This is a genomic window from Alcaligenes sp. EGD-AK7 (assembly GCF_000465875.3).
Lineage (GTDB): Bacteria > Pseudomonadota > Gammaproteobacteria > Burkholderiales > Burkholderiaceae_B > Alcaligenes > Alcaligenes phenolicus.
In genome coordinates, this window is sequence record NZ_AVOG02000012.1 from 1 (window position 1) to 24,859 (window position 24,859).

Below are 24,859 nucleotides of genomic sequence, written 5' to 3' on the forward strand. Positions count from 1 at the left end.
AATTCTCCGGTGAACGCCGTGAGCGTCCCGCATTCAACCGTGACCGTGACAGCCGTCCCCAATCGGGCGAACGTCGTGAGTTCTCCGGTGAGCGCCGCGAACGTCCTGCATTCAACCGTGACCGTGACAGCCGTCCGCAATCGGGCGAACGTCGTGAGTTCTCCGATGAGCGTCGTGAACGCCCTGCATTCAATCGTGACCGCGACAGCCGCCCTCAAACAGGCGAGCGCCGCAATTTCTCGGGTGAACGCCGCGAGCGTCCCGCCTTCAAGGGCGACAAGGAATCTTCGGAGCGTACCCCTGCCGGCAAAATGCCCAGCAAGCTGTTTAGCCCGGCCGGTGACTCCGATGCCTTTCCTCAATATGTCTCGCCTATTCAGCGTGTAGACAGCCCCCAGGCCCCCAAGCCCGGTCAGCGCCTGCCCGATAGCAATATCGAGCAAAACGAGCGCGTCCAGGTCAAGGCTCTGCAAGGGGAACGCTACCGTCTGTTTGCTCCCTGCCCACAAGGGCTGGAAGAAGCGCTGTCGCTGGAACTGCAAGCACTAGGTTACGAGAACGTCCAAACCGGCCGTGCGGGCTGCCATTTTGATGCGGACTGGATCGGTGTCATGCGTGCCAACCTGTCCTCGCGACTGGCGACACGCATTTTGCTGGAAGTCTCGCACGCTCCTGTCACCAACGAAGAGGACATTCTGGCCCTGGCTCGGGTGACTCCCTGGGAACGCTGGTTTGGCCCCGAGCAGACACTGCGTGTCGACACCTCGGCCATACGCAGCCCCATGCAAAGCTTGCAGTACTGCAATCTGCGCGCCAAAGACGGGATTTGTGACCGCCTGCGTGATCTGGAAGGCGCACGTCCTTCCATCGATACCGTACGCCCGGATGCCAAGGTGCATTTGTTCCTGGACGAGACCAGTGCCACCTTCTACCTGGATACCAGTGGCGAGTCTCTGTTCAAGCGCGGCTGGCGTCACGACAAGGGCGATGCGCCTTTGCGTGAAAACCTGGCAGCGGGCCTGCTGGCCCTGTCTGGCTGGGACCCCAGCAAGCCTTTGATCGACCCCTTCTGCGGTAGTGGCACGATTCTGATCGAAGCCGCCTGGATGGCTTTGGGAGCGCCTCCCGGCATCTGGCGCCCCTTCCACTTCGAGCGTCTGCGCTGCCACGACCAGCGCTTGTGGCGTGACATCAAGGACGAAGCGCGCTCCATGATCGCTCCTCGTCTGGATACTCCATTGATTGGCTACGACATCAACCCCACCGTTCTGGATGCAGCCCGTTCCAACCTGGAACGCTCGCACCTGACGCTGGAGACGATTCGCTTCGAGCAAGGCGATGCCCTGAAGATTCGTCCCGAAACGGAAGCCGGCTGGATTGTCACCAATCCTCCTTACGGCGAGCGCCTGGAACATCAGGACGAGGATTTCTGGCCCAACTGGGCCAGCAACCTCAAGCAAAACTTCGCCAACTGGAGCGTGAACATGATCAGCAGCGACCTGGAGCTGCCACGTCATATGCGCCTCAAGCCCAAGCGTCGTTACCCGCTGTACAACGGTGCTCTGGATTGCCGTCTGTTCTGCTTTGACATGGTTCCGGCCAGTTATCGCAATAACGAGACAGCCTCGGACGCCAGCGAAGACTCAGCCAGCGCCGAATAAGCGTCAAGCCGTCTTGCACAAGGCGACAAGGGCCAAGTCCATGAAAATGGCTTGGCCCTTGTTTATTGGGACAAGCCCCCCATATCTTGATTACTTTTCTACCCTTCTGGGGCCCGCCCGACTCCATGCCTTCTGTTCCAGCCTTGAACTGGCAGCATTCCGTTAGGCAGCGATATACGCGATAATGGCAGTCTTCCCTGCCTCAAGACGCACCATGACACCCACTTTCACTACTCCTGGCCGCTGGCGACGCTTTGCCTGCATGATGTATGAATCCATCCTGCTGTTTGGCGTTATTTTCACCACCGGCTATCTGTTTGATACCTTGACCCAAAGCCGTAGCGGCCTGGATCTGCGTCATGTGCGTCAGGTCGTTCTATTTATTGCGCTGGGGATTTATTTCGTGCTGTGCTGGCGCAAAGTGGGACAGACCCTGCCCATGAAAACCTGGCATATGCGACTGGTAGACGAGCAAGGTCAGATTCCTGCCCTGCGTACCCTGCTGCTGCGTTATATTCTGCTATGGCCCCTGCCCTTGCTGGGAGCTTTGCTGGTTCAGCTTCTGTCTGGCTACACAGGCTATGCGTCCACGGACCTGCTTATCGTGTTTACGCCTTTTCTGAACTTCATCTGGACCTGGTTCGACAAAGACCAGCAGTTCCTGCACGACCGTCTTAGCAAGACTCGCCTGATCGATGCGCGCCCTACCCGTGTTACTTCGGCAGCCACCTGAGCAGGCAGGCTGCCTCTTCATTTTTTAGTAGTACAGCAAAGTCATGACTGACATTTTAAAAAAATACTTGTTCGCCGACCAAAGCACACGAGCCCAGATTGTTCATCTTGAGCAAGCCTGGCAAATGGGTCTGGAACACCAGCACTATCCTGCCTGCATCCGCGACTTGCTGGGCGAGCTGGTAGCCGCTTCGGTACTGCTGGCGGGCAACCTCAAGTTTGACGGCTCCCTGATTTTGCAAATCCAGGGCGACGGCCCGATCGCCTTGCTGGTGGTGGAATGCACGTCCGACATGGACATACGCGCAACGGTGTCGCTGCGTGAGAACCATCCCGTGCCCCAAACCGGCACCTTGCAAACCCTGCTCAACCCCCAAGGCCAAGGCCGCTTCACCGTAGTACTGGCCCCGCGTCAAAGCAGCAAGGATTTCCGCCCCTACCAAGGCGTGGTGCCTCTGGAAGGCGAGACCGTTGCCGAGGTTCTGCAAACCTATATGCGCACCTCCGAGCAGTTGGATACCCACCTGTGGCTGGCCGCCGACGAAAACCGTTGTGCAGGGCTGTTGCTGCAACGTATCCCGCCCCAAGGCGGCCACAGCCTGGCGCAAAATCTGGACACCTGGGAACGCGCCCTGGCGCTGGGCTCCACCGTCCAGACACAAGAATTGCTGCAACTCGATAGCGACACCTTGATTCATCGCCTGTTCTGGGAAGAAGACCTGCAAGTCTTTGAACCTCAGTCCGTGCGCTGGCATTGCCCCTGTTCCCGTCAACGCGTCAGCAATATGCTGCGCATGCTGGGCCGGGCAGAAATCGAGCAAATGCTGGCAGAACAAGACACCATCAATGTGTCCTGCAACTTCTGCGGCAAGCCCTATCAGTACGATGCAATTGACTGCGCGTCCCTGTTTGTCGACAAGGGCGATACCCAGCCTGGTGACGATACCCTGCACTAAGCAGAAACCGCTACGAAGGACTACACCCGCACAAGTCCTTCTACCAAGCTAAAAGACACTCAGCCATGATGGCAACATCATGGCTGATTCTTTTTCCTCACCCCATCCTCAATCTGGTTTGGCTGGCGCTCACATCATGGGAGCCCTGCTTGCAATCATCCTGCTGAGCTGGCTGGTGCTGGACGTGCTGACGCTGTACTCCTTGCGCGTACGCCTGCAGCATGGCCTGTTGCAGGCGGCTCGCCAGGCCAGTGTGCAGCATGCCCGGCCTGAAACCATTGCCCTGGCATTCAGCCAAACCCTGGCTGCTGCCAAAGTGCCACTGCACGATCAATGGCAGATCCAGATTCTGTCGCCCTCACCACAGGCTTTTATGCTGCATGGCAGGCCTTCCCGGCTTCATGAGGGGCGTACAAGCATTACCCAGGGCTGGCAGGCACAACAAGCGGATCAAGCCAGCCACGGCGGCCCCAGCATCTACCAGGCCAACACATTGCACTTGTACCTGCTCTATGCCCATAAGCCGGGCCCTCTTTCCTTGCTTCGCCTGCTACCCAAGCTTGCTGCCAGCATGCCTGGCCCTTCAGGTTCGGCAGCGGTCTGGCTACGCCTGGAAATCAGACACCCTATGCAGTCCGATGCCGTGCAGTGGGATGACTTGGCTGACGGTCGGGTCGTCTATGCCCAGCAGACTGAAAACGAGCTTGCCTTGCCAGTTTCCCAAACAGGCTGGTCAGCAGATATAGAGCCAGCGGAAATACCATCAACGGACGGGAGTGCTCGTCTTCCCTCATGGAGTGACTCTATTCAAGGGCCTGGTGCTAGCGCCTCCTCTCCAGAACCAGCCGTACCCACCCCAGACTCAGGAGGAGCTGAATCCCCGCCCCCAAACCCTGCCTGCTACTAACTGCCGCGCTATTCGGGGCGGCTTCAGGAGTCGGCAGCATAGGACGCTATAAACGCATTCCTGCCACAAGTGGTAGACAGAGTTACAGCCTCTTGTGGCCGTAGTCGGGGCAGTGAAGGGAACAAGGAGAAGGAAAGCACGGATAAGGCCGTCACAAAACCAACAAAGCCAAAGGAACTCGATAGCTACTCTGCCACCACTCCGACCCTGAAATGCCTGCGACTTATAACCAAGCCCGATCCAGGCCCACATACCAAGGGCGCAACAAAGCCCGGATCAACGATCCAAACATAAGGTAGAAGAGTAATCAGAAATGAACTGGCCGATCGGCAGTTCCAGCAGCGCCTTGCGCGCTACTTCTTAACGTGGGCTGCTTGTCGTAGCAGCCGAACCACCGGGAGGCACAATCTGCACGAAGATCTCGCCTTCACGCATCATGCCAAACTCGCTACGGGCGCGCTCTTCAACTGCGTGTGTACCCGAGCGTAAATCCTGAACCTCGGCCAGCAAGGCGTTATTACGCGCCGTCAGGGCTTCATTGGTTTCTTTTTGCGCAACCAGCCTGGTCTGCATTTGCCGTACATCCAGCCAACCGCCTTTGCCCCACCATAAAGCGTAATGGGTTACCAGGGTCAGGCACAGCAGAAGCAGGACGATAAGGCGCATGGCGATATAAGAACCGGGTCTTCCGACCCGGTTCATCAGACAGAATTAGCGCAGATTATAGAACGCTTCGCGACCTGGGAAGGTAGCAACTTCTGCCAATTCTTCTTCAATACGCAACAACTGGTTGTACTTGGACATGCGATCGGAACGGGACAGGGAGCCTGTTTTGATCTGCATGGCGTTCGTTGCCACAGCGATGTCCGCAATCGTGGAGTCTTCGGTTTCACCCGAACGGTGCGAAATCACGGCGGTGTAACCAGCGCGCTTGGCCATTTCGATGGCAGCAAAGGTTTCGGTCAGGGTGCCGATCTGGTTGATCTTGATCAGAATGGAGTTGCCGATACCCAGCTCGATGCCCTTCTTCAGGATCTTGGTGTTGGTTACAAACAAATCGTCACCAACCAACTGGATCTTGTCGCCCAGTTGCTGGCTCAGAATGCGCCAGCCATCCCAATCGTCTTCGGCCATACCATCTTCAATGGAGATGATGGGGTACTTGTCGCACCAGTTGGCCAACAGATTGGCAAAGTCTTGCGAGCTCAGGGACACGCCGCCTTCGCCGGCCAGGTGGTATTTGCCGTCGCGGTAGAACTCGGAAGCGGCGCAGTCCAGGGCCAGAGCGATCTGGGTGCCGGGTTCGTAGCCAGCTTGTTCGATAGCGCGCAGGATCAGTTCGATAGCGGCTTCGTGGTTGGCCACGTTAGGAGCAAAACCACCCTCATCGCCCACAGCGGTGGACATGCCTTGATCGTGGATCAGGCCTTTCAGGGTGTGGAATACTTCTGCACCCATGCGCAGCGATTCGCGGAAGCTCTTGGCACCCACGGGCATGATCATGAATTCTTGCAGATCCAGGGTGTTGTTGGCGTGTGCACCACCGTTGATGACGTTCATCATTGGCACGGGCATGGCCATGGCACCACTGCCACCGAAGTAGCGGTACAGGGACAGACCCGAATCATCAGCAGCGGCACGGGCCACAGCCATACTGGCAGCCAGCATGGCGTTAGCGCCCAAGCGGCTCTTGTCTTCGGTGCCGTCCAGCTCGATCAGGGTACGATCGATAAAGGTTTGTTCTTGAGCATCCAAGCCCATCAAGGCTTCGGAGATTTCTGTGTTCAGGTTCTCGACAGCGCGCAAAACACCTTTGCCCAGGTAACGGCTCTTGTCACCATCACGCAGCTCCAACGCTTCGCGAGCGCCAGTGGATGCACCAGATGGAACGGAGGCACGCCCCATAGCGCCCGATTCGAGCAATACATCACACTCCACCGTTGGATTACCACGGGAGTCCAGAATCTCGCGGCCAATAATATCTACGATTGCACTCATGATTTTGACAGTCCTGCCTGAAGTAGCATTAAGCTAGATAAGTTAAACAATCCTGCTGCCGGGCATATCGCCGTAAGCCGATGTGAAAATCAGCTTGAAAAGGCGCCTAGCCTGGAAGTTGAAAAGATCAGCAAGCGCGACAGCTATAGTGCAATCAGCGCCCCCTGCCCTCCTGCTAAAACAGGATTGTACCTGCCCATGACACAGCCGTGCCATGTCTGGTCCCGAAAGCTGGAAAAAAGCCTGGATTCAAGACCCTGCCTTCATCCGGATCGAAACCGGCACGTGTTTATTATCACCAGAAATTCCGAGACTAGGCGGCGTCTCTGTAAATACAAAAAGTACCGATACGTCTCAAAGTAAATCTTTGTCGGCCGCTTTCAACAAGGCGCTTTCCCAGTTGCCCAGCAAGGTGATCAACTGATTCAGATCCTGATCAGAGAAGTCTTGCAGCATGGCTTCCACCAGACGACGACGCCGGGGCAAGGTGGCTTCCACCAGCTCGCGGCCAGCGGGGCTTAGACGCACATTGGTCAGCCGGTTGTCCTGCTCATCCGTGAAACGCTCGATCAGCCCCAGGGACTCGATGCTTTTAAGCTGCCGTGTCACCGCAGCCGGATCAATGCGCAGCAGACGCACCAACTGCTTTTGAGACAGACTGCCCTCTTCCTGGTACAAGGAAATCAGGATACGCCAGCGTGGCAAGGGCATCCCCAACTGCTGATCAAATGCCGCCATCAGGCTGCGATACGTGCGCCCCAGCTGCTGAGCCGCTTGAAGTTGCGGAAATTCATTCATCATGTTCAAGACTGTTCTTGACGATTAAATCGTATCGGTGGCACTTTGCGTACCCAATAAAAACACCAGACTATCAGCAGCAAGGTCACGGCCATCCCCATATTGACGGCATGTGCCAGGGCGTCGCGGGCCAAGCCCAGATACACCAGCCCTTCCTGCCCGGCCTGCTCCAGAAACTGCGTCTGCTGACTCGCGCTCATCAGAACTTGCGGATCTTGCAGGGAGTTGACCAGGCTTGTGGGCAAAGCCGCCAATTGCGTGCGGATGGCCTCCCCATACTGGTAATTGATCAGGGTTCCAACCACAGCAGTACCCAACATGCCACCCACCATGCGCATGGACTGTAGCATGGCCGTGGCGATGCCCAGCATGGAGCGTTCCACAATTTCCTGCGCAAATACCGTCAGATTGGGCATGATGCAACCGACCCCAGTGCCGGCAATAGTGGCATAGATCACAAAATGCCAGTGCGGATCGGTTTTCTTGATGAACACCATACCCAGGCAGGCGATGGTCAACAGCACCAGACCCAGATACAGCATCAAGGTAGGACGACGCAGGCGCGTAATCGTACGGCCATTAATGATACTGCCCACCGTAATGAACACGACCAAGGGCGTGATCAACAAACCGGCGGTTTGTGGTCGCAGGCCATACCCCCCTTGCAACAACAAGGGCGCATAGAACAAGAGACCAAACAGAATAAAGCCCAAGCCCGCAGACAAAACCAGCAAAGAGAATTGGGCTGGGCTACTGAACAAGACCAGGGGCAGCAAAGGTTCTGCCACCCGTCGCTCCCAGGTCACCAGCAGAACAAAAGCAGCCACACTGCACAGGCCAAGCAAAACCATCAAATAGCTGCCCCCATATTGCGGCAGCAACTCTACCAGCAACTGGATACAGGCCAAACCGACCATCAACAAGAAAGCACCCAAGTAATCCATGCGGACCTGGGTTTGACGAAAATGACGGATCTGCGGCAAATAGCGATAGACAAAATACAGGCTTAACAAACCCACGGGCAGATTCACATAAAACACGGAGCGCCAGCCATAGTGCTCGGTCAGAATTCCGCCCAGAAAGGGCCCTATCCCGTTCGCAATCCCAAAGGAAGCGCTCAGCATGACTTGCCAGCGTAAACGCACACGGGGGTCAGGAAACAGATCAGGCACACAGGCAAATGCGGTCCCCACCAGCATGCCCCCCGCAATCCCTTGCAAGGCACGTGCCAGTACCAGCTGCAACATGCTTTGTGCCATGCCGCAGAGCACGGAAGCCAGGGTAAACAAAACGATGGACACCAGCACAAAGCGGCGGCGCCCATAAAAATCTCCCAGACGGCCAAAGATAGGCACGGTAATCACTGAAGTCAGCAAATACGCCGTTGCCACCCAGGCATACAGTTCAAAACCATGCAGCTCGGAGACAATGGTGGGCAAGGCTGTCCCGACCACGGTCTGATCAATTGCCACCAACATCACCACAAAGCACAGCCCCATCATCGCCAGTATGGACTCTGTGACTGACAAGACCCGCCCCGGCGTCTTTTGTGCTGTTTCCGATACGTTTACCATTTCCATTGACCATGCAACTATTGCCTAGTCAACAATTTTACGAGAGTGATAAAAACCTGACAAGCGCTGTCTGAATCAACCCATATCCCGGCATCCCGGTACACAATAGCGACCATCCGGAAAGCACCGCTTTCCAAGCACATCCCCCCCCACAGGAAAACAGTATGAATATCATGATTGTCGGTGCCAGCATGGGGCTGGGACGCGCCTTGATGGACGGCCTGGCCCAAGACGGCAACACGCTTTATGGCGTGGCTCGCCGGACACCCGCGCCATCGGCCAGCCCGCTCAGTCCCGATCCCGGCATCAATCAACACTGGATCAGTGCCGACTTGTCCCAGCCTGACGCCGCCAGCCAATTAGCAGCCGCCTGCCCGCAATCACTGGACGTGCTGATTTATAACCTTGGGATTTGGGAAGACACTGCCTTCAGTGAGGATTACGATTTTCTGTCGCAAAACGATCAGGCCATCCGTCGTCTGATCGATGTGAATCTGACTGGAGCCTTATTGGCCATACGTCATCTGCTGCCTCATTTACTGCGCAGCAAACAGCCCCGCCTGATTCTGACTGGTTCCACCTCGGGTCTGCGTCAAAGCGGTCGCCCAGAAGTTGCCTTCGGAGCAACAAAATTTGCCTTGAATGGTTTGGCAGACAGTCTGCGTGAAGGCTATAGAGATCAAGGCCTGGCCGTCACTTGCCTGCAACTGGGCTACCTGAATACGGAAGACGGCCTGGATGTGCCACTGCACGCCGCCGCAGAGCGTGACCAGGGCGAGACGATTCCAGTGCATGACGTGCTCACGATTGTGCGTAGCCTGCTGCAACTGTCTCCCGCCAGCTTTATACGCGAGCTGACCCTACCAGCCCTGCGTGATCCGCGTTTCTAAACAGCCACACAACTCCTTCCTGCCATCGTGCTCAAGAAGGTCGGGCTGTGTCCCTGCAAGCATCAAAAAAGGGAGTGTTTTCACACTCCCTTTTTCCTGCCTGACTACATGGCGTAGTCCGCTTCTTACAGACCCTGCACCACGTACATCGTCATGTTGGCAGCACCCTCACGTGCTTGACGAGCACGGCGGTATTCCTCGGAATCGTGGAACGCCTGGGCCTGTTCCAGTGTGTCGAACTCCATAACCACGGTACGCAAAGGCGCATTGCCTTCCAGAGTGACCGTTTCACCGCCACGTACCAACACTTTCACGTTGTGGGTTTTCATGGCAATGCTGGAAAACTCCTGGTACTGCTTGTACTGCTCGGGGTTGGTTACTTCGACATTAGCAATCAAAAATGCGGACATAGTGTCTCCAAACTACTTTTAATAGCCGTGCTGCAAGGCACCGCTGTTTTTAACAATCGAATCGATCTGCTGCAATGTCCGCAGCAAGTCTGCCATCTGCGACAGAGGGACAGCATTCGGGCCGTCAGACAAGGCCTTGTCCGGGTTAGGGTGAGTTTCCATGAACACGCCCGACACACCCGCTGCGACAGCAGCACGCGCCAGGACGGGCACAAACTCACGCTGACCACCCGATGTCGTGCCCTGCCCGCCCGGCAACTGTACCGAGTGCGTGGCATCAAACACGACCGGGCAATCCGTGGCGCGCATGATCGCCAGGGACCGCATATCGGACACCAGGTTGTTGTAGCCAAAGGAAGCACCACGCTCACAGACCATGATGGTGGAGCCATCTCCGCCCATTTCCATCGCTGCCGCACGTGCTTTTGCCACCACCTGCACCATATCCTGAGGAGCCAGGAACTGGCCCTTCTTGATATTCACGGGTTTCAGGGTAGCAGCGCAGGCCTGAATAAAGTCGGTCTGACGGCACAGGAAAGCCGGGGTTTGCAGCACATCCACGACGGCCGCCACATCATCGACCTGGTCCTTGTCGTGCACATCGGTCAGGACCGGCACTTTGTAGTGCGAGCGCACATCCGCCAGAATCTGCAGACCTTCGGCCATGCCGGGGCCACGATAAGACTTGTCCGAACTCCGGTTGGCCTTGTCAAACGAGCTTTTGTAGATAAAGGGGATACCCAGAGCCGAAGTAATCTCAGCAAGCTGGCCCGCTGTATCAAACGCCATTTGACGCGATTCAATCACACAAGGGCCAGCGATCAGAAAAAAGGGCCGATCCAGGCCAACGTCGTAACCGCATAAATCCATAATAGACCTCGTTTCAGTATTTCTGCATTCTCCCACATTCCTGACGGCGCTGCTGCACCGCAGTGCAGCAAGCCTGTCAGCCCAATCGTTCGGAGATTTCGATCAGGTTCAAGTCCGGGTCGCGCACATAGACTGAGCGAATCGGGCCGGTAGCTCCTGTACGCTGCACCGGCCCTTCAATAATGGGCCAAGCTTGTGACTGCAGATGCGCGATCACCTGCTCCAGCGGAATGCTGGCAATAAAGCACAGGTCCAGCGCCCCCGGCACCGGCAAATGCGCCTTGGGCTCGAACTCCTGCCCACGCACATGCAAATTGATCTTTTGCGAGCCAAAGCTGAAGGCAATGCGTCCTTGCCCAAAGACTTCCTGCTTCATGCCCAACACTTGTGTATAGAAATGGGTTGTGGCTTGCGGGTCGGTACAGGTGAGCACCAAATGATCCAGCTGTTCGATCATGACAACTCCCAGGAAAGCGGGCAACACACTCTGTCGCCCCGAATGAAAAAGCCCGCGTAGCGCGGGCCTTTTCAGTCATACCAAATTATCAGGCTGATTTTTTCTGGTGGTCCAGAGCAGCTTTGATATAGCTGGTAAACAGCGGATGGCCATCACGCGGAGTGGAAGTGAATTCCGGATGGAATTGCACGCCCATGAACCAGGGATGATCAGGCAATTCCATGATTTCTGGCAGGTTCTCGGTAGGAGTACGAGCGGAAATCACCATGCCCACTTCTTCCAGACGTGGCACATACAAGGTATTCACTTCGAAACGGTGGCGGTGACGTTCATTTACTTCCGGACCGTAAATGGCTTCAGCACGCGAACCTGGCTTCACTGGGCAACGCTGTGCGCCCTTGCGCATGGTGCCGCCCAAATCGGAGGAACCATCACGGTGCTCAATCTTGCCTTCGCGGTCTGCCCATTCGGTAATCAAGGCCACAACCGGGTGCACGGCCGATGGATCGAATTCGGTCGAGTTCGCGCCCACCAGATTGCCCACATTGCGAGCAAATTCAACCACCGCCAATTGCATGCCCAGGCAGATACCCAGGAATGGCACGCCGTTTTCACGAGCGTATTGAATGGCGCGAATCTTGCCTTCGGTACCGCGTTTGCCAAAGCCGCCTGGCACCAGAATGGCGTCCAGACCTTTCAGACAATCGGTGCCTTCGTTCTCGATGACTTCGGAATCCAGGTACTCGATATTGATACGGGTACGGGTGTGAATACCGGCGTGAACCAGTGCTTCGCTGAGCGACTTGTAGGATTCGGTCAGGTCTACGTACTTGCCGACCATACCGATACGCACTTCGTGCTCCGGATTTTCCAGGGCCTGTACCAGACGATCCCACATGGACAGATCAGCCGGTGGAGGCGACAGCGCCAGTGCATCGCACACCAGGCTGTCCAGACCTTGCTTGTGCAGCATGGCTGGAATCTTGTAGATGGAATCCGCGTCCCACACCGAAATCACGGCGTCCATGGGCACGTTGGAGAACAGCGAAATCTTGGCCAGTTCGTCGTCAGGAATGACGCGATCCGCACGGCACAGCAAAGCGTGTGGGTGAATACCGATTTCACGCAGCTTTTGCACCGAGTGCTGGGTAGGTTTGGTTTTCAGCTCGCCTGCCGATGCAATGAAAGGCACCAGCGTCAGGTGAACAAAAGCGGTGTTGTTGCGGCCCAGACGCAGATTCATCTGGCGGGCAGCTTCCAGGAAAGGTTGGGATTCGATATCACCCACTGTGCCGCCGATCTCGACGATGGCAACATCGGCCTCACCATTGTAGGCAGCCTTGGCGCCACGAATGATGAAATCCTGGATTTCGTTGGTGATGTGCGGGATAACCTGCACGGTCTTGCCCAGATAGTCCCCGCGACGCTCTTTGCGCAGCACGGATTCGTAAATCTGGCCCGTGGTGAAGTTGTTGACCTTGCGCATGCGAGCGGAAATAAAGCGCTCGTAGTGGCCCAGGTCCAGGTCGGTTTCCGCACCATCCTCAGTAACAAACACTTCACCGTGCTGGAAGGGGCTCATGGTGCCCGGATCTACGTTGATGTAGGGATCCAGCTTGAGCATAGTCACGCGCAAACCGCGGGACTCCAGGATGGCAGCCAGGGATGCAGCCGCAATACCTTTGCCCAGGGAGGACACAACGCCTCCCGTTACGAATACATATTTGGTGGTCATTATAAAAGGCGCCTGAGGTCAAATCAGGCGATAGCGGGAAATTTGGATTATAACGGCAAGCGCCCATGCTTGGCGACCCGACTAGTGGCATTTCACAGCGGAAATACCACTAGCCCTTGCAGCTATTGACAAGAGCAGAGGGTGGCGATCAGATCGCCTGCGTCCTTTGCTCAAGCCACTTGCGTGCATCCCCCTGAACACGAGGCAAGAGACGTTCACGCACTTGCTGATGATATTCATTGAGCCAGTTACGCTCGGCAGCCGTCAGTAGTGCGGCATCTATACAACGCGTATCAATGGGGCACAGGGTCAGGGTTTCAAAACGCAGGAACTGCCCGTACTCGCTGCGCAGGGCCGGAACCGCCGCCACCAGATTCTCGATGCGAATGCCCCATTGGCCGGGACGGTACAAGCCAGGCTCGTTGGAGGTAATCATGCCGGCACGCATGGCGGAATGAGGCCCGATACGACCGCGCCAGGAAATGGACTGCGGGCCTTCATGCACATTCATGAAGTAACCCACGCCATGGCCAGTGCCATGACCAAAGTCCAGGCCCTGCTCCCACAAAGGCTGACGGGCCAGTACATCAATTTGCTGACCGGCAATGCCTTCCGGGAACACCAGCATGGACAAGGACACCATGCCTTTGAGCACCAGCGTGAAGTCACGAATCTGCTCGGCAGACACCTGACCTACCGGCACTACACGGGTAATGTCGGTCGTCCCGCCCTGATACTGCCCACCCGAGTCGATCAGCAATAAACCATTGCCGTCGATGTGGGCATGGGACTGCTGGGTAGCCTGATAGTGCGGCATGGCACCATTGGCGTTATAGGCGGCAATCGTGCCAAAGCTGGGGCTGACAAAACCTTCCTGACGAGCACGCGCCGCGCAGATATGTTCGTCCACATCCAGCTCATTGACATCGCTTTGCTGTTCAAACCAGGCAAAGAACTCGCACAAGGCAGCGCCGTCTTTTTCCATGGTTTCACGCACATGATCCAGCTCGGCATCGGTCTTGCAGGACTTGAGCAATTGAGCGGGATTGATGTGTTCGACCACATTCAGATGCGCTGCCAGCTGGGCAGCCCAGGCCGTGGTCCGAGCCATATCCAGCAAGATGGGCATGGATGCCGGCAAGGCGCGCATGAAGGAGGACAGTTCGGTATAGCCTTGAACTTGCACGCCATCCGCAGCCAGCGCCTCCTGTATGCCTGCTGACAGCTTGTTGCTATCCACAAACAGAAACGCCTGATCCGGGCCTATCAGCAGGTACGACAGGAACACCGGGTTATAGGACACATCGCTGCCGCGCAAATTCAAGGTCCAGGCAATATCATCGAGCGCACTCAGCAAATGCCAATGTGCCCCCTGCTCCTGCATGGCCGCCCGCGTGCTGCTCAAGTTTTCCTGACGAGTGCGGCAGGCAAACGGGGGTAAATGCTCCACCACCTGACCAACAGGTGCAGCAGGTCGCTCCGTCCAGATAGGGCTGAGCAAGTCAGCCTCCAGAACCCATTCCAGCTCTGGCGTCGCTTTTTGCCAGGCCAGCAGACTTTGTGCCGACACCGACTGGCTATCCAGTGCGACTCGCGACTGGGCAGGCAAATGTTCCGCCAGCCAGTTGGCTGGCTCCGGCACCCCGGCCTCGCCCGCACGTTGCAATTGAATGCCGCTACCTTCCAGCTCCTTGGCAGCCTGTTCCCAATAACGGCTATCGGTCCACAAACCGGCCCAATCTGCCGTCACCACCAGGAGCCCGGCCGACCCGACAAATCCGCTTAGCCACTGACGGCTTTTCCAGCGATCGGGCAGGTATTCAGACAGATGGGGGTCAGATGTAGGCCAGATACTTGCCTGCACGGACTGAAATTGCATTTGTTCGCGCAGCGCCTGCAAGCGTGCGGCAACGGGGGGATGGGCCATGCCAACTTCCTTTACATAAACAGCGTTCACGCACCGATCAAGCATAAAAAAAGCTCCGACTCGCGCCGAAGCTTTTTTAGCCAGAGAGACCGATCAGGCCAAAGCACTGACGTCCAGCGGGACGCCTGTCTTGGACTGAATGTACTCAAGGCTGACTTCTGGTGCCAACTCAAGCAACTTTAAACCATTTTCCGTCACTTCCATCACCCCCAGATCGGTAATGATGAGGTCAACTACCCCCACGCCCGTCAGGGGCAAGGTGCAAGAAGGCAGAATTTTCAGGTCTTCTGTGCCGTCTTTCTTGGTGGCCACGTGTTCCATCAGAACCACGACACGGCCAACGCCAGCGACCAGGTCCATGGCACCACCCATACCCTTGATCATCTTGCCGGGGATCATCCAGTTGGCCAGATCACCCTTTTCCGACACCTGCATGGCACCCAGAATCGCGATATTGATCTTGCCGCCGCGAATCATGGCAAACGAGTCTGCCGAGGAAAAGATGGACGAACCGGGCAAGGTGGTGATGGTTTGCTTGCCTGCGTTGATCAGGTCAGCGTCAATCTTGTCCTCAGTCGGAAAGGGGCCGATACCCAGCAAACCGTTTTCCGACTGCAGCCAGACCTCAATACCTTCGGGCACGTGGTTGGCAACCAGCGTAGGCAAACCGATACCCAGGTTGACGTAAAAGCCGTCCTGAAGCTCCAGAGCGGCGCGTGCCGCCATTTGATCTCTATTCCAAGCCATTATTATCTTGCCTCGCTAATCAGGAAGAACGAACGGTACGCTGTTCAATGCGCTTTTCGGGCTGGGCATTGAGCACGATACGGTGCACATAAATACCGGGCAAATGCACATCATCCGGGTCCAGGCTGCCGGTCTCGACAATTTCCTCGACCTCGACAATGGTGATTTTTCCAGCCATGGCCACGTTCGGGTTGAAGTTGCGCGCGGTCTTGCGAAACACCAGGTTGCCGCTGCGGTCGGCCTTGTAAGCTTTAACCAGCGATACATCGGGCACCAGGGCCTCTTCCATCACGTATTGCTGACCGTTGAACTCGCGGATTTCCTTACCGTCAGCCACGATAGTGCCCACACCCGTTGCGGTAAAGAACGCAGGGATGCCTGCGCCACCGGCACGCAGCTTTTCAGCCAGTGTGCCCTGAGGAGTGAACTCCAGTTCCAGCTCGCCCGCCAGATACTGGCGCTCGAACTCCTTGTTTTCGCCCACATAGGAGGAAATCATCTTGCGGATCTGGCGTGTTTCCAGCAACTGACCCAGACCAAAGCCATCCACCCCGGCATTATTGCTAATGCAGGTCAGGTTTTTGACTCCGCTATCGCGCAGCGCAGCAATCAGCGCTTCGGGAATTCCGCACAGGCCGAATCCACCTACAGCGACTGTCTGTCCGTCGGCAACGACCCCCTGCAACGCCTCCTTGGCGCTTGGATAGACTTTATTCAATTGACTCTCCAATAACTCTTTAATTGGCCTAAACAGCAAACTTTGTCCAATAATGCCGCTATGCACCATACAGTGCTATCAGGCATTCTACGACTTGACTATGCTTTCCGTATACGTAAAGCTTAACCCTGAAAAACCGAGTGTATCTGTTTACGCTCATCTTCGGTCCAAGGTTGTGAGCCGCCTTGGGGGTTAATGGACACGAGCACACAGCGGCCACGTGCATAAATGACATCAGCTTGATTTGCGTCACATACAAAGACTTCCAACTCAATGCTGCTGCCACCGACTTTCAGCAATTTGTGCACAATCCGCACAGTGGCCGGATACAGGACCGAACGCAGGAAATCCAGGCTGGCGTGCGCCAGCACCCCGGTACGTGGAGAAGGTGGCACCATGCCCAGCTTCATCATTAACTGGACCCGGGCTTCCTCGATGTAGCGAAAGTAGACCGTATTGTTAACATGATTCATGGCATCCAGATCGCCCCAGCGCACGGCAATATCAAAAGTGGCTCCTGCACCAGAATCTACTACTTGTGTCATTACATGCTCTCCTTACTGATATTTACTGATGAAGCCGGAAGCCAAGGGGCACTGCCTCTGGCCTCTGAACTCAAAACGGGATTGCTCAGACTACAATACAATCGACCGTACGCACAGTACACGAATTTCACCCGCCAACAATCAAGAACAAAGCGCTAAGCCGTAATAGGAGATCAGCAGCAATGTCTGAACGTGAATCGATGGAATATGACGTTATTATCGTCGGCGCTGGCCCTGCAGGCCTGGCCACCGCGATACGTCTTAAACAGCTCGCCCAAGAAAAAGAACAAGAAATCAGCGTCTGTGTCCTGGAAAAAGGCGCTGAAGTGGGTGCCCATATCCTGTCAGGCGCTGTCATGGACACGCGCGCCCTGGACGAGCTGCTGCCAGACTGGAAAGCGCAAGGTGCTCCTATTTCGGTAGAAGTGACTGAAGACAAATTCCTTTTCCTGACCGAAAAAGGCGCACGCAGCACCCCGATGTGGTTGCTGCCTGACTGTTTTAAAAACCATGGCAATTACATTGTTCGCCTGGGCAATGTCGTGCAATGGATGGGTGAGCAGGCCGAGGCCCTGGGCGTGGATATTTTCCCCGGCTTTGCCGCTGCCCACATTCTGTATGACGACAACGGCGCGGTCCGTGGCGTCCTGACGGGCGATATGGGTGTGGCCCGCGACGGCACGCACACCGCCCACTATCAACCCGGCATGGAACTGCTGGCGTCCTACACCATTTTTGCCGAAGGTTCGCGTGGCCACCTGGGCCGTGAGCTGACCGAGCGTTTCAAGCTGGACGAGTCCCGCAATGCCCAAAGCTACGGCATTGGCATTAAAGAATTGTGGGAAGTAGACCCCTCCCAATCGCAGCCCGGCCTGGTGATCCACACCGCTGGCTGGCCACTGGATTCGGACACCTACGGCGGCTCTTTCCTGTACCACCTGGATAACAATCTGGTCATGGTCGGGATGGTAGTCGGTCTGGATTACGCCAACCCCTGGCTGTCTCCCTTTGAAGAATTTCAGCGCTACAAAACCCACCCTGCCCTGCGCGCCACGTTTGAAGGCGGCAAGCGCATTGCTTACGGGGCTCGCTCCCTGACCGCCGGTGGTTTGCTGGCATTACCCAAGCTCAGCTTCCCCGGTGGTGCTTTGGTCGGTTGTGATGCCGGTTTCCTGAATGCTTCGCGCATCAAGGGTAGCCACGCTGCGATCAAATCCGGCTCCCTGGCCGCTGAGGCCGCTTTTGAAGCCTTGCAAGCCGGGCGCAAGCAAGACGAGCTGTCGCAATTTGCCGAAAAGTTCAAACAGTCCTGGCTGCATGAGGAGCTGAACAAGGCCCGCAACTTCAAGCAATGGTTCAAGAAAGGCCGCTCGATTGCGTCCGTCATGACCTTTGTGGAGCAAGGCCTGTTCAAAGGAAAAATGCCTTGGACACTGCGCAACGACAAGCCTGACCACGCCTGTTTGCAGCCTGCAGCCGAATGCGCGCGTATCGACTACCCCAAGCCAGATGGCAAGATCACCTTCGATCGTCTCAGCTCCGTGTTTATTTCAAACACCAACCACGAAGAAGACGAACCTGTCCACCTGACGCTGAAAGATCCGTCCGTTCCTGTGGCGGTGAACCTGGCTCGCTACGGTGGCCCCGAAGCCCGTTTCTGTCCGGCTGGCGTATACGAGTTCATCAAGACTGAAACCGGCGACGACAAGCTGCAGATCAATGCACAGAACTGCGTGCACTGCAAAACCTGTGACATCAAGGACCCCACCCAGAATATCGTCTGGGTTCCCCCGCAAGGCGGCGAAGGTCCGGTGTACAACGGCATGTAAAAACAAATCTGGCCTTGGTGTCACCGCCAAGGCCAGAAGTGTTAATGTCGAAAAAGCCACCCTGAGGGGTGGCTTTTTTTTGCTCTATGACTTGCGAGATCGGCTGGGCCAGTTCACTACGAACAGCCCCAATAGAATCAGGCCTGTCCCCATTAACTCCAGTTGAGTTGGCCATTCGTCCAACAACAGCCAGGCCAGCAAAACAGTCAGTGCAGGCACGCCCAGACTGGACATCCCCGCCAAGGTCGCGCTGACACGACTGACTACCGCCATCCACAGCAGCCAACCTACCCCAGTTGCAATCACGCCCAGGTACAGAACGCCACTGAACATCTGCCATTCCATCACGATAGGACGCTGGGAAATCAGGAAGCTCAAGGGCAGAACAATCACAATCCCCAGAAGACACTGCCAGACTGTGGCATTGAGCAGCTCCACTCGATGACGCTCAAATAGCTGTTTGGAGAAAACCGCCCCCAAGGCCCAGCTCACGCCACTCAATGTCGCCAGAACCGAACCAAGTATGCCGCCCATTCCTTCCCAGGGCGCAATCAGAAGCATCAAGCCCAAAATCGCGGGCACCATACCCATTACGTGACGTTTCTGAGGTCGTTGCCCCAACATGGGCCAGGACAACAGCAGAATCCAGATTGGCATGGTGTAGGCCAGGGCCACCATCTTGCCTGCCCCACCGGCTTGCAAGGAAAACTGGCTAAGCAGTTGAAAGCCGGTAGTCTGGAAAATGGCAACACCCAGGCTCAGCTTCCATGGCGTAGGCCGTAAATGCCCGCCTTTAAGACGCAGCACCAGCCATAAAAAAACAAATGCCACCGCATAGCGTGCTGCAATCAGATCCACTGGCCCGATGTAGACAGTCATCGCCTTCATCACGACCCAACTCATGCCCCAGGTCAGTACCACCAAGCCCATCAGCGCCAAAGCGCCCCTGTCTGCCTGCTGTTCCCCGCTCAAACCTTTCCCCTTTTCTTTGAATTCATGGACCGATGTTTTGGCCACGGACTCAATGCTAGGCTAATTCCACACTGCGCAGGTTTTCAGTAACAAAATAATCAGGAGAAATAAAAAAACCCTGGCTCTGCAAAGAAACCAGGGTCAAACAGGAACTACCAAAAAAATTAGTGTGCTTCGGACAACTGATCCAGAATGGCCGGATTCTCCAGCGTGGATACGTCTTGGGTGATCGGCTCGTTATTGGCAACAAAGCGCAGCAAACGACGCATGATCTTGCCCGAACGTGTCTTGGGCAGGTTTTCACCAAAGCGAATCTCACGAGGCTTGGCGATAGGACCGATTTCCTTGCCTACCCAATTGCGCAGCTCAGCGGCAACCTTGTCGGCCTCTTCGCCGGAGGGCAGATCACCATTCAGCACCACAAAGGCCACAATGGCTTCACCCGTCGTGGGGTCAGGCTTGCCCACAACAGCGGCTTCAGCGACCAGCGGGTGTGCCACCAGGGCAGACTCCACTTCCATCGTGCCCAAGCGGTGACCCGAAACGTTCAGCACGTCGTCGATACGGCCCATGACCCAGAAGTAACCGTCAGTATCACGCTGTGCGCCGTCACCGGCCAGGTAATAGCCTTTCAGCTCGGGGGGGAAGTAGCTTTTCACGAAACGGTCTGGATCGCCCCAGATGGTACGGATCATATTGGGCCAAGGCTTGCGAATGACCAGGAAGCCGCCATTGCCGCGTTCCGCTTCTTCACCCACCTCGTCCACAATGGCAACGTCCATGCCGGGGAACGGCAGGCCGCAGGAACCGGGTTTCAGGGGAGTGGCGCCAGGCAAGGGAGTAATGACGTGACCGCCGGTCTCCGTTTGCCACCAGGTATCCACAATAGGGCAACGCTCGCGGCCCACATTCTTGAAATACCACATCCAGGCTTCGGGGTTGATGGGTTCACCCACCGAACCGATGATGCGCAGGGTATCCAGATTGTATTGCTTGGGATGAATGGCCTCGTCCGCTTCGGCTGCCTTGGTCAAGGAGCGAATAGCGGTAGGTGCGGTGTAGAACACCGTCACGCCGTGGCGTTCAATCATGTTCCAGAAACGGCCAGCATCCGGGTAGGTAGGCACGCCTTCAAACACAACCTGCGTCACGCCAGCAGCCAGAGGGCCGTAAGTGATGAAGGTGTGGCCTGTTACCCAACCGATATCGGCGGTACACCAGAACACATCGCTGTCCTTGGCATCGAAGGTCCACTGCACGCTCAGCATGGCACCCAGCAGATAACCTGCCGAGGAGTGCTGCACGCCTTTAGGCTTGCCCGTAGAGCCGGAGGTGTACAGAACAAACAGAGGGTGCTCTGCATTCACGGACACGGCTGGGCACTCGCTGCCTTGACCTTTGACAGCATCTTCCCACCACAGATCGCGACCTTCATGCCAGGCAGCGGGGCCGCCCGTGCGTTTGTACACAATGACGTGACGCACGGCTTCGCAGTCACCGCCGCTCAGGGCTTCGTCAACTGCATTTTTCAGGGGGATGGCACGGCCACCACGACGCTGTTCGTCAGCGGTAATGACCAGGGAGGCACCCACGTCCACGGCCCGTTCGTGCAGGCTCTTGGCCGAGAAACCACCAAACACGACGGAGTGAGTAATACCCAAACGGGCACATGCTTGCATGGCCACAATGGCCTGCACCGACATGGGCATGTAGATCAGGGCACGTTCGCCCGTCTTGTAACCCAGGGCTTTCAAACCATTGGCAAACTGGCAAACCTGTTCATACAGTTCGCGGAAGGTCACTTTGGTGACTTCACCGCCGTCGGCTTCAAAGATCAGTGCAGTTTTGTTTTCAGTGGGGGTGCCAAGGTGCTTGTCCAGACAGTTGGCCGAGACGTTCAGCTCGCCATCATGGAACCACTTGTAAAACGGGGGCTTGCTGTCGTCCAGAACCTGGGTAAAAGGCTTGGTCCAGACCAGACGATCACGGGCCAACTCCGCCCAGAAACCGGGGTTGTCCTGCTCGGCTTTCTGGCAAAGCTCCTGGTAGGCCGCCATGCCAGCAATGCTTGCTTCGCGTTCCAGTTTGGGGAACACGGGAAAGACTCGGCTTTCCGACAGGACGGATTCAATAGACGTTGGACCGCTCATGGTGTTGGCTCCTTTATTTTCCAGATTTGGTGTTTTTTTTGGGCCGCGCATGGGCAGCCCAGCTTAATTTTATATAAACGTAACGCGCCTTACTTACTCAATCCTGACAACTGAGATCGGCTTGATTCTTGGCCAAAATGCCGCGCTGAAAATTCAAACGCGACAGGATCAGCAGGCCCGCCAGAAAGAATAATCCCGTGCAGGCCAGAGCCAAGCGGTGGTTCCCGCCGCTTAGCCAAGTCACCAGACCGTAAGACAGCGGACCACATACTGCGGCCAGTTGAATGGCAAAGGTCCACAAGGCGAAAAATTCAGCCAGACGACTCTTGGGAGCCAGCAGTCCAACCATGGCTCGCCCCGCACTTTGGCTACTCCCTATGCATAGCCCGGCGACGGCTGCCGCCGCCCAGAACCCCGCCAGGGAACGCGTGCTGACAGCAATGCCCACCATGACCAGCCAGGCACACAGCGTCAGTGCCAGAGCACGTCTATGGCCGATGCGATCCTGCACATGTCCAAACAACAAAGCCCCCACAGCGGCCGCAATATTGACGGTAAAGATCAGTGTCATGGTTTGCGCCATGGTGAAACCCATGGCCTCGGTGGCATACACCGCCGACAAAGTAATAATGACGGCAATCCCGGCTTGATAGGCAGCACCACATAACAACAAGGTGCGGAAATCGGGAAAATGCTGATGCACATCACGCGCCGATGCAATCAGGCGCGACAACATGCCCTGCTGCTCTGCCCCGCTGGGTGCACTGCGTTCGCGCAGAAACAGAAAAGAAGGCAAGGCTGACAAGGCAAACAAGGCAGCCGTAATCAGGGCAATTCCCGGCACATACTCCTGAGCCGTCCACCCTTGCGAGGTCGCCCAGGTCAGAAAAGCCAGGGAAAGTCCCAAGGCCAACATGCCACCAAAATAACCAAAACCCCAGCCCCACCCGGAGACACGCCCCAAGGCGTCAGGCCGGGCAATTTCCGGCAAGAAAGCGCCGATGATGGACTCGCCTATGCAGTAGCAATAATTGGATAAAGCGATAAAAACCAGGGCCCAGACGATGTCATTGGGACCGGCCCAATACAGCATCACGGTTGCCGACACACAGCCTAGGGTGCTGCTGAACAAAAGTCGCCTTTTGCCTTGACGTGCATCGGCTTTTGCACCGAGCCCCGGCATGGTCAACATGATGCTCAAATACGAAGCGGACAAGGCCAAGGTCCACGCCAAGGTAGCCCAGCTGCGGCCTTCGGCGACGACACCAACAAAATAGGCACTGTAAACACTGGTCAAAATGACGGTGGTGTAGCCAGAGTTTGCGAAATCATACATAGCCCAAGCCCACAACTCGCGCAGCCGTACTCCTTCGTTCAGGGCTTTCCCTAGGGCCTGTCCCATAAATCGCATCATTCAATCCCTATAAACAATAAAACTTCGCTCTATTTCGGCTAACTTTCAACAAGTCAGCAAGAAGAGCACTGGACCCATGCACAGGGCCTGAAAACCGCTGTCAGCCGCACTTTGCAACAGTATGATTCAATCGCAAAATACACTCCTACAATGCTTTACGGTGCAATTATCATCCGGTACACTGCCAAACATTCAACGCACAGCAACGTCCGGCAAAGTATGGTGCTTTTAGCCATACTTACAGCCCTGATACCCATCAATTGCTGCTAATTTCAGCAAAAATAGGCATCAAGGTTGTGCTGCTGCCCACCAAGTCCTTAAAAAAGCCCTGGTCATGCCGCCACATTACCTGAATCCACCCGCACTTTTGCACATTACCTATCGCAGCGCCAAGTATCTTTTGTTAGCCGGCGCGCTCGCTCTGACAGGGTGTGCCACCACTGGAACTCAACAGTCCAGCCAGAACAAAGATCGTGCAGAACTGGATCACGGCTATTACGCCGACTACGAATTCCAGACCGAGTCCGACCCGCTGGGTACATATCTAGCCAACCGCGCTCGTAACGACATCAATATTGCTTACAGCAGCGATCGTCGCCAAGGGCGCGCCGAAAGCCGCAGTAGCCAAGCTTCTTCCTCTACCCACGGCCTTGCCAACGCCGCCCTGGACTTCCTGGGCGTGAAGTACAGTTTTGGTGGCGATGCTCCCAGCACTGGCTTTGATTGCAGCGGTCTGGTGTCCTACGTGGCTGAAAAGTCCCTGGGTCTGAAGCTACCCCGCCAATCCAAGGACATTGCCAAAGAAGGCACTTCGGTTAACCGTAGCGAGCTGCGCAAAGGTGACCTGGTCTTCTTCAATACTCGTGGCGCTCGTTTCTCTCACGTAGGCATTTACCTGGGTGATGACAAATTTGTCCACGCCCCTCGCACTGGCGCTGTTGTCCGCGTCGAGAACATGGAAGTGGGTTACTGGAAAAAACGCTATAACGGCGCACGCCGTCTGGCGGCTGCCGATACGCAGCAGTCGGAAGCTCGTTTGCGTAGCGTCAAATAAGACCGCCCTGCTGCCAAACCGGCAGCACACAAAAAAGCCACTGTTTCATAACAGTGGCTTTTTTTGATCTGTAAAGATTCCTTCTTTGCCCCAGTAAGTCATGCCGCCAATCTAGTGGCTCTTGGACTTACCGAGCGGACAAGATTCACAATAGCCGCATTGGGTTAAGGCTTGCTTCATGCTACAAACCGAGCGTCGGCAGGCAACTACTCGAATACCGGACTTCAAGGCAGCAGCCCGGAAGGTTTTCATGACGTTGTGACCCAGGAAGTCGGTCAGCAAAATCAGCAAATCGGTGCCGGAAGGCAACTGCAGGGTTTTTTTCTGGTGGGCTGGATCACGCCCGCTAATATGATGTTTGATCGAGATATTGTGGATCTTGAGCAAGTCGGGAATGTTCCCCAGACGGTCTGCTCCAACCACGACTGCACTGACGTATTGAGACACAGGAAGCTCCATTGGCTAAGAAAGTTGGATAATGATAATCATTCTTATTATCATAGTCAATTGAGTCG

Annotated in this window: 23 protein-coding genes; 7 read left to right on the forward strand and 16 right to left on the reverse strand. The window is 56.0% G+C overall.

Annotation, left to right across the window (positions count from 1 at the left end; genetic code table 11):
- From N879_RS08625 to N879_RS08640, 4 genes are all read left to right on the forward strand, one after another.
- On the forward strand, positions 1 to 1,661 hold a 1,661-nt coding region (locus N879_RS08625; RefSeq protein WP_021446856.1), incomplete at its 5' end, for a THUMP domain-containing class I SAM-dependent RNA methyltransferase.
- A 214-nt stretch (positions 1,662 to 1,875) separates the two neighbouring features.
- Positions 1,876 to 2,394: an RDD family protein gene (locus N879_RS08630; protein ID WP_026483072.1), complete on the forward strand. Its 519-nt coding sequence runs from the start codon at positions 1,876 to 1,878 to the stop codon at positions 2,392 to 2,394.
- 43 nt (positions 2,395 to 2,437) lie between these two features.
- Positions 2,438 to 3,349 carry an Hsp33 family molecular chaperone HslO gene (gene hslO, locus N879_RS08635; RefSeq protein WP_009456504.1) on the forward strand — a complete coding sequence of 304 codons (912 nt, stop codon included), beginning with the start codon at positions 2,438 to 2,440 and terminating at the stop codon, positions 3,347 to 3,349.
- 79 nt (positions 3,350 to 3,428) lie between these two features.
- Positions 3,429 to 4,256, forward strand: a complete 828-nt coding sequence (locus N879_RS08640) for a hypothetical protein (protein WP_021446858.1) — start codon at positions 3,429 to 3,431, stop codon at positions 4,254 to 4,256.
- Positions 4,257 to 4,616: 360 nt separating this feature from the next.
- Here the strand turns inward: N879_RS08640 and ftsB are convergent, their stop codons facing one another.
- The 4 genes from ftsB to N879_RS08660 form a co-directional block, all read right to left on the reverse strand.
- Complete coding sequence (ftsB, locus tag N879_RS08645; RefSeq protein ID WP_009456508.1) at positions 4,617 to 4,922, reverse strand: cell division protein FtsB; 306 nt, start codon at positions 4,920 to 4,922, stop codon at positions 4,617 to 4,619.
- 45 nt (positions 4,923 to 4,967) lie between these two features.
- A complete protein-coding gene (gene eno / locus N879_RS08650) occupies positions 4,968 to 6,254 on the reverse strand; it encodes a phosphopyruvate hydratase (RefSeq protein ID WP_009456510.1) in 1,287 nt (428 codons plus the stop codon).
- Positions 6,255 to 6,608: 354 nt separating this feature from the next.
- Positions 6,609 to 7,055, reverse strand: a complete 447-nt coding sequence (locus N879_RS08655; RefSeq protein ID WP_021446859.1) for a MarR family winged helix-turn-helix transcriptional regulator — start codon at positions 7,053 to 7,055, stop codon at positions 6,609 to 6,611.
- Positions 7,056 to 7,057: 2 nt separating this feature from the next.
- Positions 7,058 to 8,632 carry an MFS transporter gene (locus tag N879_RS08660; RefSeq protein ID WP_009456515.1) on the reverse strand — a complete coding sequence of 525 codons (1,575 nt, stop codon included), beginning with the start codon at positions 8,630 to 8,632 and terminating at the stop codon, positions 7,058 to 7,060.
- Between the two features lie 158 nt (positions 8,633 to 8,790).
- Here N879_RS08660 and N879_RS08665 point away from each other — a divergent pair, with 158 nt between their 5' ends.
- Complete coding sequence (locus tag N879_RS08665; RefSeq protein ID WP_009456518.1) at positions 8,791 to 9,516, forward strand: SDR family NAD(P)-dependent oxidoreductase; 726 nt, start codon at positions 8,791 to 8,793, stop codon at positions 9,514 to 9,516.
- A gap of 125 nt (positions 9,517 to 9,641) precedes the next feature.
- Here N879_RS08665 and N879_RS08670 read toward each other — a convergent pair whose 3' ends face one another.
- From N879_RS08670 to N879_RS08705, 8 genes are all read right to left on the reverse strand, one after another.
- Positions 9,642 to 9,926, reverse strand: coding sequence for a DUF1330 domain-containing protein (locus N879_RS08670; RefSeq protein WP_009456520.1), 285 nt, complete (start codon positions 9,924 to 9,926; stop codon positions 9,642 to 9,644).
- Positions 9,927 to 9,944: 18 nt separating this feature from the next.
- Entirely contained in the window at positions 9,945 to 10,796 is an 852-nt protein-coding gene (gene kdsA / locus N879_RS08675; RefSeq protein WP_009456521.1) for a 3-deoxy-8-phosphooctulonate synthase, read from the reverse strand.
- Positions 10,797 to 10,872: 76 nt separating this feature from the next.
- Positions 10,873 to 11,253 carry a VOC family protein gene (locus tag N879_RS08680; RefSeq protein ID WP_009456523.1) on the reverse strand — a complete coding sequence of 127 codons (381 nt, stop codon included), beginning with the start codon at positions 11,251 to 11,253 and terminating at the stop codon, positions 10,873 to 10,875.
- Between the two features lie 88 nt (positions 11,254 to 11,341).
- Positions 11,342 to 12,988, reverse strand: a complete 1,647-nt coding sequence (locus N879_RS08685) for a CTP synthase (RefSeq protein WP_009456525.1) — start codon at positions 12,986 to 12,988, stop codon at positions 11,342 to 11,344.
- Between the two features lie 148 nt (positions 12,989 to 13,136).
- Positions 13,137 to 14,915: an aminopeptidase P family protein gene (locus tag N879_RS08690; RefSeq protein ID WP_009456527.1), complete on the reverse strand. Its 1,779-nt coding sequence runs from the start codon at positions 14,913 to 14,915 to the stop codon at positions 13,137 to 13,139.
- A gap of 93 nt (positions 14,916 to 15,008) precedes the next feature.
- A complete protein-coding gene (locus tag N879_RS08695) occupies positions 15,009 to 15,662 on the reverse strand; it encodes a CoA transferase subunit B (RefSeq protein ID WP_009456529.1) in 654 nt (217 codons plus the stop codon).
- A 19-nt stretch (positions 15,663 to 15,681) separates the two neighbouring features.
- Positions 15,682 to 16,380 (reverse strand): CoA transferase subunit A, encoded by a 699-nt coding sequence (locus N879_RS08700; protein ID WP_009456533.1) that lies wholly within the window; start codon positions 16,378 to 16,380, stop codon positions 15,682 to 15,684.
- A 122-nt stretch (positions 16,381 to 16,502) separates the two neighbouring features.
- Positions 16,503 to 16,925, reverse strand: a complete 423-nt coding sequence (locus N879_RS08705) for an acyl-CoA thioesterase (protein WP_009456536.1) — start codon at positions 16,923 to 16,925, stop codon at positions 16,503 to 16,505.
- A gap of 182 nt (positions 16,926 to 17,107) precedes the next feature.
- On the opposite strand from N879_RS08705, the gene N879_RS08710 reads away from it, so the two are divergent.
- Complete coding sequence (locus N879_RS08710) at positions 17,108 to 18,754, forward strand: electron transfer flavoprotein-ubiquinone oxidoreductase (protein WP_009456539.1); 1,647 nt, start codon at positions 17,108 to 17,110, stop codon at positions 18,752 to 18,754.
- Positions 18,755 to 18,838: 84 nt separating this feature from the next.
- Here the strand turns inward: N879_RS08710 and N879_RS08715 are convergent, their stop codons facing one another.
- The 3 genes from N879_RS08715 to N879_RS08725 all read right to left on the reverse strand — a co-directional run bounded on the left by N879_RS08715 (position 18,839) and on the right by N879_RS08725 (position 23,278).
- Complete coding sequence (locus tag N879_RS08715; protein WP_031232600.1) at positions 18,839 to 19,726, reverse strand: DMT family transporter; 888 nt, start codon at positions 19,724 to 19,726, stop codon at positions 18,839 to 18,841.
- Between the two features lie 164 nt (positions 19,727 to 19,890).
- The gene (gene acs / locus N879_RS08720) at positions 19,891 to 21,876 is read right to left on the reverse strand and encodes an acetate--CoA ligase (protein ID WP_021446862.1); all 1,986 of its coding nucleotides are present in this window, start codon (positions 21,874 to 21,876) and stop codon (positions 19,891 to 19,893) included.
- 97 nt (positions 21,877 to 21,973) lie between these two features.
- Entirely contained in the window at positions 21,974 to 23,278 is a 1,305-nt protein-coding gene (locus N879_RS08725) for an MFS transporter (protein WP_021446863.1), read from the reverse strand.
- Between the two features lie 346 nt (positions 23,279 to 23,624).
- On the opposite strand from N879_RS08725, the gene N879_RS08730 reads away from it, so the two are divergent.
- Positions 23,625 to 24,344 (forward strand): C40 family peptidase, encoded by a 720-nt coding sequence (locus tag N879_RS08730; protein WP_031232602.1) that lies wholly within the window; start codon positions 23,625 to 23,627, stop codon positions 24,342 to 24,344.
- A 111-nt stretch (positions 24,345 to 24,455) separates the two neighbouring features.
- Here the strand turns inward: N879_RS08730 and N879_RS08735 are convergent, their stop codons facing one another.
- A complete protein-coding gene (locus N879_RS08735; protein WP_009456553.1) occupies positions 24,456 to 24,791 on the reverse strand; it encodes a DUF2325 domain-containing protein in 336 nt (111 codons plus the stop codon).
- Between the last annotated feature and the right edge of the window lie 68 nt (positions 24,792 to 24,859).